This window comes from Streptomyces lasalocidi, from assembly GCF_005280215.1.
Classification (GTDB): Bacteria; Actinomycetota; Actinomycetes; order Streptomycetales; family Streptomycetaceae; genus Streptomyces; species Streptomyces longwoodensis.
Map to the genome: position 1 here is coordinate 7,802,589 of NZ_SZNQ01000001.1, position 14,748 is coordinate 7,817,336.

Annotated in this window: 14 protein-coding genes and 2 pseudogenes; 10 read left to right on the forward strand and 6 right to left on the reverse strand. The window is 71.5% G+C overall.

Features of this window, described 5'->3' with window-relative positions; translation table 11 throughout:
• Window positions 1–26: 26 nt before the first annotated feature.
• Window positions 27–872, reverse strand: a complete 846-nt coding sequence (locus tag E4U91_RS34890; RefSeq protein ID WP_137310500.1) for an RNA polymerase sigma factor SigF — start codon at window positions 870–872, stop codon at window positions 27–29.
• 102 nt (window positions 873–974) lie between these two features.
• Window positions 975–1,880, reverse strand: a complete 906-nt coding sequence (locus E4U91_RS34895) for a LysR family transcriptional regulator (RefSeq protein ID WP_137310501.1) — start codon at window positions 1,878–1,880, stop codon at window positions 975–977.
• A 137-nt stretch (window positions 1,881–2,017) separates the two neighbouring features.
• On the opposite strand from E4U91_RS34895, the gene E4U91_RS34900 reads away from it, so the two are divergent.
• The 5 genes from E4U91_RS34900 (at window position 2,018) to E4U91_RS34920 (ending at window position 7,990) form a co-directional block, all read left to right on the forward strand.
• Window positions 2,018–2,836 carry an inositol monophosphatase family protein gene (locus E4U91_RS34900; protein WP_137310502.1) on the forward strand — a complete coding sequence of 273 codons (819 nt, stop codon included), beginning with the start codon at window positions 2,018–2,020 and terminating at the stop codon, window positions 2,834–2,836.
• Window positions 2,837–2,877: 41 nt separating this feature from the next.
• Window positions 2,878–3,474, forward strand: coding sequence for an NADPH-dependent F420 reductase (locus E4U91_RS34905; protein ID WP_137310503.1), 597 nt, complete (start codon window positions 2,878–2,880; stop codon window positions 3,472–3,474).
• A 152-nt stretch (window positions 3,475–3,626) separates the two neighbouring features.
• On the forward strand, window positions 3,627–5,273 hold the full coding sequence (locus E4U91_RS34910) for a glycoside hydrolase family 27 protein (protein WP_137310504.1): 1,647 nt from the start codon (window positions 3,627–3,629) through the stop codon (window positions 5,271–5,273).
• A complete protein-coding gene (locus E4U91_RS34915) occupies window positions 5,270–6,655 on the forward strand; it encodes a glycoside hydrolase family 43 protein (RefSeq protein ID WP_137310505.1) in 1,386 nt (461 codons plus the stop codon). Before E4U91_RS34910 ends, E4U91_RS34915 begins: the two co-directional genes overlap by 4 nt.
• A gap of 69 nt (window positions 6,656–6,724) precedes the next feature.
• The gene (locus E4U91_RS34920) at window positions 6,725–7,990 is read left to right on the forward strand and encodes a CE1 family esterase (protein ID WP_241678795.1); all 1,266 of its coding nucleotides are present in this window, start codon (window positions 6,725–6,727) and stop codon (window positions 7,988–7,990) included.
• 115 nt (window positions 7,991–8,105) lie between these two features.
• Here the strand turns inward: E4U91_RS34920 and E4U91_RS34925 are convergent, their stop codons facing one another.
• Window positions 8,106–8,960 carry a helix-turn-helix transcriptional regulator gene (locus tag E4U91_RS34925; RefSeq protein ID WP_137310507.1) on the reverse strand — a complete coding sequence of 285 codons (855 nt, stop codon included), beginning with the start codon at window positions 8,958–8,960 and terminating at the stop codon, window positions 8,106–8,108.
• A 148-nt stretch (window positions 8,961–9,108) separates the two neighbouring features.
• Between E4U91_RS34925 and E4U91_RS34930 the strand changes: the two genes are divergently transcribed.
• Together E4U91_RS34930 and E4U91_RS34935 are read left to right on the forward strand one after the other, a co-directional pair.
• Complete coding sequence (locus E4U91_RS34930; protein WP_137310508.1) at window positions 9,109–9,843, forward strand: SDR family oxidoreductase; 735 nt, start codon at window positions 9,109–9,111, stop codon at window positions 9,841–9,843.
• Between the two features lie 234 nt (window positions 9,844–10,077).
• On the forward strand, window positions 10,078–10,488 hold the full coding sequence (locus tag E4U91_RS34935) for a VOC family protein (RefSeq protein ID WP_137310509.1): 411 nt from the start codon (window positions 10,078–10,080) through the stop codon (window positions 10,486–10,488).
• 59 nt (window positions 10,489–10,547) lie between these two features.
• Here E4U91_RS34935 and E4U91_RS34940 read toward each other — a convergent pair whose 3' ends face one another.
• Complete coding sequence (locus E4U91_RS34940) at window positions 10,548–11,615, reverse strand: bifunctional class I SAM-dependent methyltransferase/NUDIX hydrolase (protein ID WP_137310510.1); 1,068 nt, start codon at window positions 11,613–11,615, stop codon at window positions 10,548–10,550.
• 1,063 nt (window positions 11,616–12,678) lie between these two features.
• Between E4U91_RS34940 and E4U91_RS34950 the strand changes: the two genes are divergently transcribed.
• Both E4U91_RS34950 and E4U91_RS34955 read left to right on the forward strand, forming a co-directional pair.
• Window positions 12,679–13,083, forward strand: a complete 405-nt coding sequence (locus E4U91_RS34950; protein ID WP_137310511.1) for a type II toxin-antitoxin system PemK/MazF family toxin — start codon at window positions 12,679–12,681, stop codon at window positions 13,081–13,083.
• 191 nt (window positions 13,084–13,274) lie between these two features.
• Entirely contained in the window at window positions 13,275–13,628 is a 354-nt protein-coding gene (locus E4U91_RS34955) for a hypothetical protein (protein WP_137310512.1), read from the forward strand.
• Window positions 13,629–13,710: 82 nt separating this feature from the next.
• On the opposite strand, the gene E4U91_RS34960 is transcribed toward E4U91_RS34955, so the two are convergent.
• Both E4U91_RS34960 and E4U91_RS34965 read right to left on the reverse strand, forming a co-directional pair.
• Window positions 13,711–13,971 (reverse strand): hypothetical protein, encoded by a 261-nt coding sequence (locus tag E4U91_RS34960; RefSeq protein WP_137310513.1) that lies wholly within the window; start codon window positions 13,969–13,971, stop codon window positions 13,711–13,713.
• Between the two features lie 265 nt (window positions 13,972–14,236).
• Window positions 14,237–14,467, reverse strand: a pseudogene (locus E4U91_RS34965) (hypothetical protein); the annotation flags it as partial.
• Window positions 14,468–14,505: 38 nt separating this feature from the next.
• Here E4U91_RS34965 and E4U91_RS39965 point away from each other — a divergent pair.
• Window positions 14,506–14,715, forward strand: a pseudogene (locus E4U91_RS39965) (SDR family oxidoreductase); the annotation flags it as partial.
• Window positions 14,716–14,748: the final 33 nt, after the last annotated feature.

Here is a 14,748-nt window from a genome sequence, read left to right on the forward strand (position 1 = left end):
GTGGAACCGGGGTGACGACGCAGCCGTCAGTCGTTGGTCAGCAGGCCGGCCCGCAGACGGGCCAGGGTGCGCGACAGCAGGCGGGAGACGTGCATCTGCGAGACGCCGAGGCGCTCGCCGATCTGGGCCTGGGTCAGCTCCTCCACGAAGCGCATGTGGATGATCTGGCGGTCACGCTCGTCCAGGTCGGCGATCAGCGGGGCCAGCGAGTGGAAGTCCTCCACGAGCTGCAGCGCCGCGTCCTCGGTGCCGATGAAGTCCTGGAGCGCGGCCTCGCCGTCCTCGCTGTTGTTGATCGTGGCGTCCAGGGACGAGGAGTTGTAGCCGTTGGCGGCCAGGCGCGCCTCGCGCACCTCGTCCTCGGGCAGGCTCATCAGCTCCGACAGTTCCTTGACCGTCGGGGTGCGGCCCAGGCGGCTGCGGAGTTCCTCGGTGGCGCGGGCCAGCTGGACGCGGGCCTCCTGGAGGCGCCGGGGCACGTGCACGGCCCAGGTGGTGTCACGGAAGAACCGCTTGATCTCACCGACGATGTAGGGGATGGCGAAGGAGGTGAACTCCACTTCGCGGGTCAGCTCGAACCGGTCGATCGCCTTGATCAGGCCGATCATGCCGACCTGGACGATGTCCTCCATCTCCTCCGGGCCACGGCTGCGGAAGCGGCCGGCCGCGTAGCGGACGAGGGACATGTTCATCTCGATCAGCGTGTTGCGGGCGTACGCGTACTCGGGCGTGCCCTCCTCCAGCACTGCGAGCTGGTCGAAGAACAGGCGCGACAGTTCGCGCGCGTCCTTCGGCGCGAGACGGGACGGGTCCGTGACCTCCGGCAGTGCGGATATCCCCGTGTCCGTCTTGGCTGCCGTCAGTGCCACCATGATGCGTCCCTCCCTTTGAGCGGTGCCGACTCTCACGAGCCGACGAAGCGCGCTTACCCCGTCCTACGCATCCCATTCCCCCGATTCGACATCTGATTCCGATCAGGTGTCCCCGCCCAGGGCCAGTGCGCTGCGCGCCAGTCCCCGCAGCCACCGGTGCGCCGGGTCGGTGTCGTAGCGCTGGTGCCACGACAGGTACACCGGGGCCAGGGGGAGGTCGAGCGGCAGGGGCAGCACGGCCAGCCCGAGGTCCGCGGCCGCGGCGCGCGCCGTCGCCTCGGGGACGCTGATCAGGAGGTCGGAGCCGCGCACGAACTCCAGCGCGGCCGCCTGCGTGGGCACGGTGGCCACCACGCGGCGGGTCAGTCCGAGGCGGGCCAGGACCTCGTCGAGGGCGTTGCCGACGTTGCCCCGTCGCGAGACGGTGACGTGCTCGGCGGCGGCGTACTGCTCCGCGGTGACGGTCGAGCCGCGGGTGAGGGGGTGCCCCTGCCGTACGACGACGACGAGGGGGGACGCGCCGACCTGCTCGGCGCGCACGTCCCGGGCTCCCGGGTGGTTGGCGTTCGCCTCCAGGTCCACCTCGCCGCGCCGCAGCTCCGGCGTGTCGACGCTCGCTTCCGCGACGAAGCGCAGGCGCACGCCCGGCGCCCGTTCCCGGACCGCCGCGAGCAGGGCGGGGCCGCTCAGGGCGACCAGGGAGTCGTGCCAGCGGAGCGTGAAGGTGCGCTCCAGCGTGGCCAGGTCCAGCTCACGGCTCGGCGCCAGCACCCCCTGGACCTGCTGCAGCAGCTCGTGCACCTGCTCGCGGACGGCGAGCGCGTACGGCGTCGGCGTCATCGTGCGGCCGGTGCGCACGAGGATCTGGTCCCCGGTGGTGCGCCGGATGCGGCCCAGGCTGCGGCTCATGGCCGGCGCGGTGACGTGCAGCCGTGCGGCCGCTCCCGCCACGCTGCCCTCCTCCAGGAGCGCGTCGAGCGCGGCCAGCAGGTTCAGATCCAGTTGCACGAGAGTCATCCTAGACGTGCCTGACATGCATTTGAAGTCAATCAAGGGGCTCGGTAGCGTCGTTCACGAGGCGCCGGACGGAGCCCTCGGACCGGCCGGAACGGCCACACCACCCCCTACACGAGCGGGAGTTCGCCATGCCCGGAACACTGCACACCCCTGACGTCGCCGCCGGGGACACCGCCCTGCTCGACGGGACGGTGAGCGCCGTGCGCGAGGCCGGCGCGGCACTGCGCGAGCGCTTCGGCGAGGTGGTCAGCCACGGGACCCGCGACGAGCTGATGCGCGCCCTCGCCGCCAACGACGACACGGCCCTCGACATCCTGCGCCCCCGCCTCACGCGGCTGCGCCCCGACGCCCGCTGGGTGGAGGACGAGCTGGACGGCGGGGCGCTCCCGCCCGGCGAGTGGTGGGTCGTGGACCCGGCCGAGGGCAACGTCAACCACCTGCACGGCCTGCCGGAGTGGGCGGTGACCGCCACCCTCGTGCGGGACAACCAGCCGGTCCTCACCGCGGTCCACGTGCCGCTGACCGGCGAGACCTACACGGCGGTCAGCGGCGCCGGCGCCCACCTCGACGGCCGCCCGTTGCACGTCGCCCCGACCGCCGACCTGGCCCTGGCCATCGTGGCCACCAGCCAGGCCCGACCGGACGAGGACCAGGACGTCGTACGGCGCGTCGGCTCCTCGATCACCGCGATGCTCTTCGACGCACTCGTCGTCCGCACCGCCGTGCCCGCGACCCTGCACCTGGTCGACGTCGCCGCCGGGCGGATCGACGCCTTCTGGCAGTTCGCCGGCGCCCGCGCCGACCTGCTGCCCGGGGCGCTGCTCGTCACGGAGGCCGGCGGACGGATCTCCGACGCCGAGGGCCGCCCCTGGACGCCCCTGAGCGAGGGCTTCCTGGCCGCCGCGCCCGGCGTCCACGCCCAGGCCGTCGCCACCCTTTCCCGCTGACCCCGCACCACGACCCGCACCCCCGGAGGGACCAGAACACCATGACCACGATCGCCGTACTCGGAAACGGCCGCGTCGGCGGCAACCTCGCCGCCGCCCTCACCCGGGCGGGCCACGAGGTGCGGGTGGCCGACCGCACGCCGGGCGCCGCCGCGGAGGCCGCCCGCACCGCGCGGATCGTCATCAACGCCACCCCGGGCGCCGACTCGCTGATCCGGCTCACCGCCCTGCGCGAGGACCTGCGCGGCAAGATCCTCGTCGACGTCTCCAACGCCACCGTCGACGGACCGGACGGCCTGCCCGCCGACCTCGTCTACCCGGGCTCCAGCCTCGCCGAGCACCTGCAGGAGGCGCTGCCCGGCACGGCCGTGGTCAAGACGCTCAACACCATGCTCTTCCCGGTGATGACCGCCCCGGCCGCGCTCACCCGCGCGCCCGACGCCTTCCTGTCCGGCGACGACCCGCAGGCCAAGCGGACCGTCCGCGACCTGCTGGTCGGCCTCGGGTGGCGGGACGAGTGGATCACCGACCTCGGCGGCATCCGGACCGCGCGCGCCACGGAGGCCGCGATCCTGTTCGTGCCGCACGTGATCCGGGCGAGCGGCTTCGTGCCGTTCGCGATCTCGATCGCCCGCTGAGCGGCGAGCCGGTCTCCGGCCACGCGTTGGGGAACGCGTCCGGACGACAGTGTTGACATGTTCATCCTCCTCCCCAATCATCCGTGGGGCCCGGCAATGCGAACAGTGTTCGGTATCACGAACGAAACTTTCGAGCAGCCCTAGGAGCCCCGGTGCACCGACGATCAGGCAGACGACTCCTCCACGTCCTGGCGACCGCCGCGCTGACGGTCGCCGCGTCGCTCACGGCCGCCGTCCACTCCACCGCGACCGCCGCCCCCGGCAGCCCGGCCCTCACCCCGCCGCTCGGCTGGAACAGCTGGAACAGCTTCGGCTGCGGGGTCACCGAGGCGCAGGTGCGGGCGGCCGCCGACGCGATGGTGTCCTCGGGGATGCGGGACGCCGGCTACCGGTACGTGGTGGTCGACGACTGCTGGTTCGACCCGCAGCGCGACGCGTCCGGCGCCCTGCGGGCCAACGCGACCAAGTTCCCGAGCGGGATGAAGGCGCTCGGCGACTACATCCACGGCAAGGGCCTGAAGTTCGGCATCTACCAGGTGCCGGGCGACCGCACCTGCGCGCAGGGCAGCGGCGCCTACCCCGGCTCGACGGGCAGCAGGGGCCACGAGGCCCAGGACGCCGCCACGTTCGCCTCCTGGGGCGTCGACTACCTGAAGTACGACTGGTGTTCCTCCAGCGGCACCCGTGACGAGCAGGTCGCGCGGTTCACGCTGATGCGCGACGCCCTGCGCGCCACCGGCCGGCCCATCGTCTACAGCATCAACCCCAACAGCTTCCACGCCATCACCGGCGCCGACTACAACTGGGGCGAGGTCGCCGACCTGTGGCGGACGACCGAGGACCTGCTCGACATCTGGCAGAACGGCAACACCAACAGCTACCCGATGGGCGTCGGCAACGTCCTGGACGTCACCGCCCCCCTGGCCGCCCAGTCGGGCCCCGGACACTGGAACGACCCCGACATGCTGGTCGTCGGCCGCCCCGGCCTGACGCTCACCGAGTCCCGCTCCCACTTCGCCCTGTGGGCGCTGCTGGGCGCGCCGCTCATGGCCGGCAACGACATCCGCACCATGTCCGCCGACGTCAGCGCCATCCTGCGCAACCCGCGCCTGCTGGCGGTGGACCAGGACTCCCTCGGGGCGGGCGGGCGCAGGGTCCGCGACGACGGCAGCACCGAGGTGTTCGCCAAGCCGCTGTCCGACGGCTCGGTCGCGGTGGGCCTGTTCAACCGCGGGGGGAGTACCGCCACGGTCACCGCCACGGCCGCCCAGGTCGGCCTGTCCGGCGGGCCCTTCACCCTCACCGACCTGTGGTCCGGCGCCACGTCGAGCACGTCCGGGCAGGTCTCGGCGAGCGTGCCCGCACACGGCGTGGCCGTGTTCCGGATGAGCGGCGGCAGCCCGCTGGCCGCGACCACGTCACGGCTGCGCGGCACCGCGTCCGGCCGCTGCACGGACGTGGACAAGGCCTCCACCGCGGCCGGGGCCACCGTCCTGCTCTGGGACTGCCACACGGCCGCCAACCAGCTGTGGACCACCTGGGCCGGCGGTGAGATCCGCGTGTTCGGCGACAAGTGCCTGGACGCCTACAACCAGGGGACCACCAACGGCACCCGCGTCATCACCTGGCCCTGCAACGGCCAGGCCAACCAGAAGTGGACCATCGGCTCCGACGGGTCGGTGCGCAACGTCCACGCCGGCCTGTGCCTGGACGTCGACGGCGCCGGCACCGCGAACGGCACCCCGCTGGTCCTGTGGTCCTGCACCGGCCAGACGAGCCAGAAGTGGACCCGGGCATGAGGCGCGCGCGCCGCACGCTCGCCTGGACCCTCGGCCTGCTGCTGGCGTTCGCCGTGGTGCCCGCCGCGCTGCACCCCACCGCGGCCCGGGCGGACAACCCCGTCGTGCAGCACGTCTACACCGCCGACCCCGCCCCGCTGGTGTACGACGGACGGGTCTACCTCTACACCGGGCACGACGAGGACGGCTCCACCTACTTCACCATGAAGGACTGGCGGGTCTGGTCGTCCGCCGACATGGTCAACTGGACCGACCACGGCTCACCGTTGAGCCTGGCCACCTTCAGCTGGGCGTCCGCCGACGCCTGGGCCGGACAGGCCGTGCAGCGCGGCGGCCGGTTCTACTGGTACGTGCCGGTGAAGAACCGCGCCACCGGCCGGATGGCCATCGGCGTGGCCGTGTCGGACAGCCCCACCGGCCCGTTCCGTGACGCCCTCGGCCACCCGCTGGTGGAGAACGGCGAGATCGACCCGACGGTCTTCATCGACGACGACGGGCAGGCCTACCTGTACTGGGGCAACCCGAACCTGTCGTACGTCCGGCTGAACACCGACATGACCTCCTACTCGGGCGGCGTCAACCGGATCCCGCTCACCACGGCGGGGTTCGGCACCCGCACCGGCGACCCCAACCGCCCCACGCTGTACGAGGAAGGCCCCTGGGTCCACAAGCGCAACGGCCTCTACTACATGGAGTTCGCGGCCAAGTGCTGCTCGGAGTTCATCGCCTACTCCACGGCACCCGGACCGACCGGCCCCTGGACCTACCGCGGCACCGTCATGCCCACCCAGGGCAGCAGCTTCACCAACCACCCCGGAGTCGTCGACTTCAAGGGCGGTTCCTACTTCTTCTACCACAACGGCGCCCTGCCGGGCGGCGGCGGCTTCACCCGCTCGGTGGCGGTGGAGAGGTTCTCCTACAACGCCGACGGCACGCTCCCGCTGATCACCATGACGAGCAGCGGCGCCCCCCAGGTCGGCACGCTCGACCCGTACGTCCGCCAGGAGGCCGAGACGATGGCCTGGGAGTCCGGGATCGAGACCGAACCGGCGAGCGAAGGCGGCAGGGACGTCGGCTGGATCGACAACGGCGACCACGTCAAGGTCAAGGGCGTCGCCTTCGGCACGGGCGCCTCCTCCTTCACCGCGCGCGTGGCCTCGGGCAGCGCCGGCGGCACCGTGGAACTGCGCCTGGGCTCCCCGACCGGGACGCTCGTGGGCCGTTGCACCGTGCCGGGCACCGGCGGGTGGCAGAGCTGGACGACGGTGACCTGCCCGGTCAGCGGGGCGACCGGCACCCAGGACCTGTACCTGCGGTTCGCCGGCGGCAGCGGCTACCTGCTCAACATCGACTGGTGGCAGTTCACCCGCGCCACCACCTGACCCCCCACCCTTCCGAAGGGACGTGCGATGACAAGGCCACGACGCCTCTTATGGCCCGCCCTGGTCGCGGTGCTGGTCGTCCTGAGCATGGGCGGCACGGCGCTGGGCCAAGACCGGACTGCCAGCCCGCCCCCGACCGCCGCCCGCACCACGGCGGCGCTCGCGCCCGCCTCCACCACGGCGGCGCCCGCCTCCCTCGCGGCCGCGAGTTCCGGGTGCGGCAAGGCCCCCACGCTGACGAGCGGCACGCAGACCATCCAGAGCAGCGGCAAGAACCGCACCTTCATCCTGCGGATCCCGGACGGTTACGACCGCGATCACGCCCACCGGCTGGTCCTCGGGTTCCACTGGTGGGGCGGCACCTCCACCGACGTCGCCACCGGCCGCACCGTGGAGACCGGCACCTGGGCCTACTACGGCCTCCAGCGGCTGGCCGGCAACAGCACGATCTTCGTGGCGCCCCAGGGCCTCGACAACGGCTGGGCCAACACCGGCGGCGAGGACCTCACCTTCGTCGACGACCTGCTCCGGCGCATCGAGGCCGACCTGTGCGTCGACACCACCCAGCGCTTCGCCCTCGGCTTCAGCTACGGCGCCGCCATGTCGTACGCGCTGGCCTGCTCCCGCGCGACCGTGTTCCGCGCGGTCGCCGTCCAGAGCGGCGGCGAGCTCAGCGGCTGCAGCGGCGGCAGCCAGCCCATCGCCTACCTCGGGGTGCACGGCCTGCGGGACAACGTCCTCGGCATCTCCGGCGGACGGGCGATGCGCGACAGGTTCGTCAGGAACAACGGCTGCACGCCCCAGAACCCGCCGGAACCGGCGCAGGGCAGCCTGACCCACCGGGTCACCTCCTACTCGGGCTGCTCGGCGGGGCACCCGGTCGCCTGGGCCGCGTTCGACGAGGGGCACATCGCCGCCCCCCAGGACGGAGCCCCGGGTGACAGCGGCAGGACCTGGGTGCCGCAGGTGGTGTGGACGTTCTTCACGCAGTTCCAGACCTCCGACCCGCCGCCGCAGACGTCGACCTGCCGGGTCTCCGACACCATCAGTGCCTGGAACACCGGCCTGACCTCGAACATCACCGTCACCAACACCGGCACCACTCCCGTCGACGGCTGGTCCCTGGTCTTCGACCTCCCCGGCGGCCAGACCATCACCTCCGGTTGGAACGCCACCTACGCACCCGCCTCCGGCCGGGTGACGGCCCGCAACGCCCCGCACAACGCGCTCCTGGCCCCCGGCGCGTCCGTCGGCATCGGCTTCCAGGCCACCCACACCGGCACCACCTCGGCCCCCACGTCGTTCACCCTGAACGGCACCCCGTGCACGGTCTGACCAGGACACCACCACCCCGGCCCGCCGACTCCCGCGCGGTGCCGGGGTCTTCCTGACGGACTGCACATCCGGGCGCCCCTCGCGGTGCGGCAACGCCTCCGCCGGAGCCGACGGACTACGCGTGGGTGGGCGGTCCGGCGTCCGCGCGGCGTCGGGTGGCGTGCAGGGAGCCGAGGAGGCCGAGGGCCCGGGCGCTCGGGCCGCCCGGTTCGGCGTGGTAGATGACGAGTTGCTGACCTGGGGCGTCGCGCACGTCGAAGGCCTGGTAGGTGAGGGCGAGCGGACCCACCTCGGGGTGGTTCAGGTCTTTGGCGTCCCGGCTCTTGCCGCGCACGCCGTGGGCGTTCCGCAGGCGGTCGAACTCCGGGCTGCCCGCGGTGAGTTCGGCGACCAGCCGACGCAGTTGCGGGCTGTCCGGGTCGAGGCCGGCGCCCTCCCGCAGATTGGCCACGGCGGCCTGGGCCGCCCGCTCCCAGTCCGCGTAGAAGTGCCGGCCCGCGGGGTCGAGGAAGATCATGCGGGCCAGGTTGTCCGCCGGGTCGAACGGGGTGAAGAGCGCGTCAGCCAGGGCGTTGGTCGCGAGGACGTCCAGGGTACGGCCCAGGACGAACGCCGGGGTGTGCGGGTAGCCGTCCATCAACTGGCGCAGCGCCGGACTCACCCCGGCCGCCGTGTGGACGGAGCGTTCCGGCCCGGGTGCGCCGCCGGCCAGGCGGAACAGGTGCGTGCGCGCGTCGCCGTCCAGCCGCAGGGCGCGGGCGAGGGCGTCCAGGACCTGGGGGGAGGGGTTGCGTTCGCGGCCCTGTTCCAGGCGGGTGTAGTAGTCGGCGTTCACCCCGGCGAGGACCGCGACCTCCTCCCGGCGCAGCCCGGCGACCCGGCGCGTCCCGTGGCTGACCATGTCCACGTCCCGTGGCGTGAGGCCGGCCCGGCGGGCGCGCAGGAAGGCCCCCAAGTGGTTCTCGTCCATGCGGTCCAGGCTAGGCGGCCGTCCGTCGTGTTGCCTGGGTGTGCCGTACCCAGGCAACGAGCGTCCTGGTCCGGGGCCGGCCGCCCCGCACAGACTCGGTGGCGCAGTCAGCCGACTGCGGAACTCCATCCACCGGAAGGACATCGTCATGACGCAGACCACCAAGGTCGTCCTGGTGACCGGCGCGAGCAGCGGCATCGGTGAGGCGACGGCCCTGCGCCTGGCCGCCGACGGCCACCGGGTGTTCCTGGGCGCCCGCCGCACCGAGCGCCTGGAGAAGCTGGCCGGGCGGATCGCCGCCGACGGGGGCACGGCCGGCTTCCGGCGGCTCGACGTCACCGACGCGGCCGACGTACGGGCCTTCGTGTCGGCCGCGATCGAGCGCTGGGGACGCGTGGACGTGATGGTCAACAACGCCGGAGTGATGCCGCTCTCGCCCCTGTCGGAACTGAGGGTGGACGAGTGGGACCGGATGCTCGACGTGAACGTCCGCGGGGTGCTGCACGGCATCGCGGCCGCCCTGCCGGTCATGCGGGAACAGGGCGGCGGCCACATCGTCAACGTCGCTTCGGTCGGCGCGTACGAGGTGGTGCCGACCGCCGCCGTCTACTGCGCCACCAAGTTCGCCGTGCGCGCCCTGTCCGAGGGGCTGCGCCAGGAGTCGGCCGGGGACATCCGGGTCACCGTGGTCTCCCCGGGCGTCACCGAGTCCGAGCTCGCCGACTCCATCTCCGACCCGCGTGCGCGCGAGGACATGAAGACCTACCGCTCGGTGGCCGTCCCGGCGTCCGCGATCGCCGACGCCATCGCCTTCGCCATCTCCCAGCCCGCCGAGGTCGACGTGAACGAACTCGTGGTGCGCCCGGCCGCCAGCGCGCAGTAGCGGCGAGCGCGGGCAGCGCCTGGAGCTCGATGTGCGGTGTTGCCCTCGCCCGCGGTGATCACTAAGGTCGGTCGCGTGACTGCCGGGTCGGCCTTGGGCCACGCACGAGTGGGTTCCCCGGCCTCGGCGTGAGCCCGAGGCGGGCCAGAGGCCCGCCCCTTCTCCGCGTCTTTGCCCTCGGCGCCCGCACAGGGCGTCTTCCGCACGGATCCCAAGACCGGAGACCCACCACTGATGTCCTCCCACCAGCCGTACTCACCTGCCGGCGTCCAGCTGAACCACACGGCTGTCCACGCGAGCGACCGCTACCTGTCCGCCGAGTTCATCGCCGCGATCCTGGGCCTGCGGGTCGGCGCGCCGTTCGGGCCGTTCCTGCCGGTCGACCTCGGCAACGGCGTGACGCTCGACTACTGCGAGAAGCGGGACGAGCCGATCCAGTCGCAGCACTACGCCTTCCTCGTGCCCGACGGCCAGTTCGACGCCGTGATCGCTCGTCTGGAGGCGGTCGGGGTCACCTACTACGCGGACCCCGCCCACACCGACCCCGGCCGGGTGAACGACCTGTTCGGTGGTCGCGGCGCCTACTTCGACGACCCGGACGGCCACAACATGGAGATCATGACGCGGCCTTACGCCCGGCCGTAGGGATTGGCGGGCATGCCGGCCAGTTGCCGTTGGCGGGCGACCGCGGATGAAGATCTCCGTCATGCGGTCGGCCGGTTCCGGGCCGGGCAAGTGACCGAGCAGGGGTAGGAGTGGATCGGCGGCAGGCCCGCCAGTACCCCGGGCCACATCGCGGTCAGGGCGGCGGCGCTGGGCGCGAAGATCTTCCCGAGGGTTGCCAAGGTGTTCACGTCATGGAACTCCCAGCGTACGAAGTGGTGCGGCTCGGGCAGGGCGAGTTCACCGTCCCAGCGGGAGACGCGGACCACAGCAGTGACGCGGCGTACGTCGAGGCGGTCGTCGTGCAGCACGGTGATGACGTGAGCATCGTCCACGTGCGCGGTCAGCCCGGTCTCCTCTTCCAGCTCCCGCACGGCGGCCGCTGGTGCGGCCTCGCCTGTTTCGATGCGGCCGCCGGGCAGCTCCCACATGCCCTGCGTGGAGCGGCCCAGCAGGACCCGGCCCAAGGCGTCGGTGACCACCACCGCAGCGCCGAAGACGGCCTGCGGCTCGGGCCGCCCCTTCTCCTCCGCGCTGAACGATCCGGCCGTTCCACGCAGGACCAGCATCGCCAGGCCTGCCGCGTCGTACTGCTCGACGTGCGCGAACCCGTCGGTGAGCGCGCCGAGTTCGCCCTCGTCCAGGGCGATGTGGCGCCGTTTCTCCGGGGTGTTGTCCACGGTCGGTGTGATGATGACGAGCGCTCCACCCTCGCGCAGCCGTGCGCCCATAGCGCGAAGGACACGGGCTCGGTCGCGGATGAAGGCGATGGACAGCCGCAGGACGATCAGGTCGTAGCCGTCCTCGGCGAGTCGGGCCAGGTCGTCGCTCTCCACATCCAGGTAGAGCCAGCGCACCGCCTCCACCTCGGCGTGCTCCGCACGGGCCCGCTCAAGCGCGCCCGCGGCGAAGTCCGCGCCGTCGACGGTGTAGCCGAGCGAGGCGAGGTAGACGGACAACTCGCCCGTACCACAGCCGATGTCCAGCGCGCGGCCGCCCTGGGGAGCCGGGACGTGCTCGACGAGCAGGCCCTTCTCTTGGCTTCCGAGCCGCCGGAAGCCCCGCCCGGCGTTGTAGTGCTCGGACCAGTCAGTCGGGGTGTATGCCACAAGTCGCTCCTGGTGCGTGGAAGGCGGTGTCAGGGCAGGTCTGTCGACGGCTGCGGACGCCCATCACCGCCCCGGCTCCCTCATCTGGGGGGGTAGTCGCCAGGACAAGCGTCTGCATTTGGAGGCGGCGCGCTGTCCGCCGTCCGCGTCGAAGTGGAGGCGGCAACGGTCGGGGGAGGAGGCGGCCCGCCACCGTGCGGCGAGGTCTTGGGTCTCTCACCAGATGTCCCGCGGCCCTCGGACAGTGACTTCCAGCGCTGGTGGTCCTCCGGCCCCGCGCGCATCCAGCATCCGCAGCCGGGTGCGCCGATCGCCAGGCCTTCCGATGACCGATGTGGAGCACCCGCCGGTCGCGGTCGGTGACCACCGCGCTGCAGGTGATGTGACCGGGTAGCGTCGTACAGGCGGTCGCGTCAGCTGAGTCCTCGATCGAGGCGAGCAGTCCGGCTAAGGCGTCGTTCTTTTCAGGATGACGGCCGAGGTATGCCTCGACGGCCTCGCGGATCGCGGAAGAGTTGGGGGGCACGGGCGTCGCCTCGCCTTCGGCAGGGGAGGTTTTTGAGGGCCGGACTGTGGAACTCGCGCTGGTCATCTTGTTGTTCTGTGGTGGTAGCTGCTGGGTGCCACTGGGGCCAACCGAGGCTTCCACGTCGATCGTTGACCAGTTCCTCCCCGTGGGCGGGACGGCGTGACCGTGGTGTCACCGTGCTCAACGACGCCGCAACGGTTTCGAACACCTGCGCTTTCGGACGGATTGCGGACCCTGGGGCTTGGGGCGATTCCGAGCATGCGTATGCGCCGGCCCTTGTCGTACGGGGGCACACGCCCGGCGGCCTGATGGCCGAAACGCCGACCTTCGGGCCGGGAGGTGTAGGTGAGGGGGTGGTGTCCCCGATGTGCTCGGCCATGGTCCAGAAGTTCCTGCGCAGCAGGTCCGAGAGCAGCGCGGTCTACTCTGTGACCCGCCCCCACCGCAGCGCTCTTCGGTCTTCACCCACCGACGTTCAACGGTGGGCGCACCCGTTCTCACAGCCCCTCACCACAGATCGTGCCAGGAGGACACATGCAACACGGCGAAGTCTGGTGGGTCGAATTCGATGAGCGACGGCCGGTCGTGCTGCTGCCGGGAGACGAGGCGTCCGGGCTTCGGGCGATGCAGGTCGTCGCTCCGGCGGGCGTCGACATCAGCGGTCTGGGCATCGAAGTGGCCGTGGGCGCCACGGAAGGACTGCCCTTCGACGGCGTGCTACGGCTCGCGTTCCCGCGTCCGAACTTCACCCCTTGCACCTGGCTGACCACCGTGTCCCGGGACGACCTGGTCGAGCGGGCTGGCGTGCTGTCCTCCGCGAAGCTCAGGGAGATCGAGGACGCCCTCCGCCTTGCTGGACAGCCACAGGAATGGACCGCGACGGCAGCCGCGAAGCTCAGCGAGATGAAGGATGCCCTCCGCCTCGGCGGACTGGAGTGAGCGAGCAAGGGGCGGACGCCGGCGTTGGCGTGGACGCTCCGCCCAGATGAAGTGGTTGCTGTACCCCGCTATGTATCGATGAGAACTGAGCGCCTGCGCGCAGACCTCCAAGTGTTCCGTTACTCCGTCGCTCCGCGGATGATGATCATCACTCACATCTTTCTGGGGAGAACATGCGCCGTTATACCAGCATGTCCGTACTTGCCCTCGTGCTGCTCACCGGGCTCACCGCCTGCGGGACTTCACCCGAGCAGACGAAGCCCACGGACAGCGCCCCCTCGCCACCCACCGCACACTCGCGGGCCACTCCGCAGACGGACGCGGGCATCGGGCCCATGCCCGACTTCGTGGGCGGGAACGTCAAGGGAGCACTCATGCAACTCGGTCCGGAGGCTGACGTGAGAGTCACCGACAGCAGCGGGCAGGACCGCAGCATTGACGACGAGGGCGATTGGAAGATTTGCACCCAGCAGCCCTCGCCCGGCTTCCTGCTCAATGGTCATGTCGTCCGCTTCGGGGCGGTGTTGGTGGGCGAGAGCTGCTGACGAGATGTCCCACCAACGTCCGGGGCGCACGCCCACCCGGCGGCGTGCTCCAGGAGCGCTGTCCATACGGGTGGGAGACGGGTCAACGTCGGCGGAACAGGCAGATGAGGGCGGTGCGTTCGCCGCTCAGTGCCTTGCTTTCTGCTGCGGCCATGTTGGTCAGTGCCCAGCCTTGGGCTTCGATGGCTTCGATCTGCTCGCCGACGCCGGTCATGACGCCGGTGTGGCGGCTCGAGGAGTTCGCTTCGATGATCTTGAAAGTCAGTACCTGTCGGCCTTCGGTGTATGCCTGTTCGGCTGCTCTTGTTGCCTCGTTGGCCTTGGCGTTGTTGATGAAACCCATGGTCCCCCCTGGAAGCTGGCGATGAGGTGATCATTATGCCGTGTGGGCCAGCCTCGCCCTCGTCCGTGCTGGTGCGAGTGGATCATCGCGGCGGAGGGGGTGCCGGCTGGCATGTCGAGGATGAGCACCCTGGTCGCGGGGCAGGCGGTCGGGGATCCGGTAACCGCCGGCGAAGGGGTGGTGGCGGCCGCGCTGGGGAGCAGTCCTGAAACGGCGTGGTCCCGCACCCGGGGAACGGGGTGCGGGACCGAGGTGGTGGGGGTGCTCAGCCGGTTGTCAGGGCGGTGTCGTCCACGACGAAGTCGGTTGCGAGGTAGTCGTCCTCGACGCCGGTGAACGTCAGGGTGACCGTCTGGCCCGTCGCGAGGACAGGTCGATTGACTGTTGGCTGTAACCGAGGCGGCGTCGGCATTCGAGTACGTCGCCAGGTCTTCGAGCCGGCGGTCACGGTCAGCTTGTCGTAGGCGGTGCTGCCGGACTCGGCGGTGTCGATGTACGCACCCACGTTGCGCTACCGGATCGCCGACCGCAATGCACCTGACTCCGGTCGCCGAGCTGGACCTGGCCGTCCTGGACGGCCTGCACCGCACCAACATCCGTGGCACGTCCGTCGTCGCCGGCGGGCCGCCCGTCGGGTGCGCCCCGGTGCTGCGCTCGTGACGTTTCTCCCCGCCCGCGGCGGGGCCGGCCTTCCCGAGCTACGCCGCGTACGCCGCCGGCAAGGGCGCGATCGAGGCGCTGACTGACCTTGGCCCGGGTGTCGGCCCGGTCAGTGTG

Bases quoted from the DNA above. Each gene is read 5' to 3' on its own strand.
- E4U91_RS34890 (WP_137310500.1), bottom strand. From the start codon at position 872: ATGGTGGCACTGACGGCAGCCAAGACGGACACGGGGATATCCGCACTG.
- E4U91_RS34900 (WP_137310502.1), top strand. From the start codon at position 2,018: ATGCCCGGAACACTGCACACCCCTGACGTCGCCGCCGGGGACACCGCC.
- E4U91_RS34905 (WP_137310503.1), top strand. From the start codon at position 2,878: ATGACCACGATCGCCGTACTCGGAAACGGCCGCGTCGGCGGCAACCTC.
- E4U91_RS34915 (WP_137310505.1), top strand. From the start codon at position 5,270: ATGAGGCGCGCGCGCCGCACGCTCGCCTGGACCCTCGGCCTGCTGCTG.
- E4U91_RS34925 (WP_137310507.1), bottom strand. From the start codon at position 8,960: ATGGACGAGAACCACTTGGGGGCCTTCCTGCGCGCCCGCCGGGCCGGC.
- E4U91_RS34930 (WP_137310508.1), top strand. From the start codon at position 9,109: ATGACGCAGACCACCAAGGTCGTCCTGGTGACCGGCGCGAGCAGCGGC.
- E4U91_RS34935 (WP_137310509.1), top strand. From the start codon at position 10,078: ATGTCCTCCCACCAGCCGTACTCACCTGCCGGCGTCCAGCTGAACCAC.
- E4U91_RS34950 (WP_137310511.1), top strand. From the start codon at position 12,679: ATGCAACACGGCGAAGTCTGGTGGGTCGAATTCGATGAGCGACGGCCG.
- E4U91_RS34955 (WP_137310512.1), top strand. From the start codon at position 13,275: ATGTCCGTACTTGCCCTCGTGCTGCTCACCGGGCTCACCGCCTGCGGG.
- E4U91_RS34960 (WP_137310513.1), bottom strand. From the start codon at position 13,971: ATGGGTTTCATCAACAACGCCAAGGCCAACGAGGCAACAAGAGCAGCC.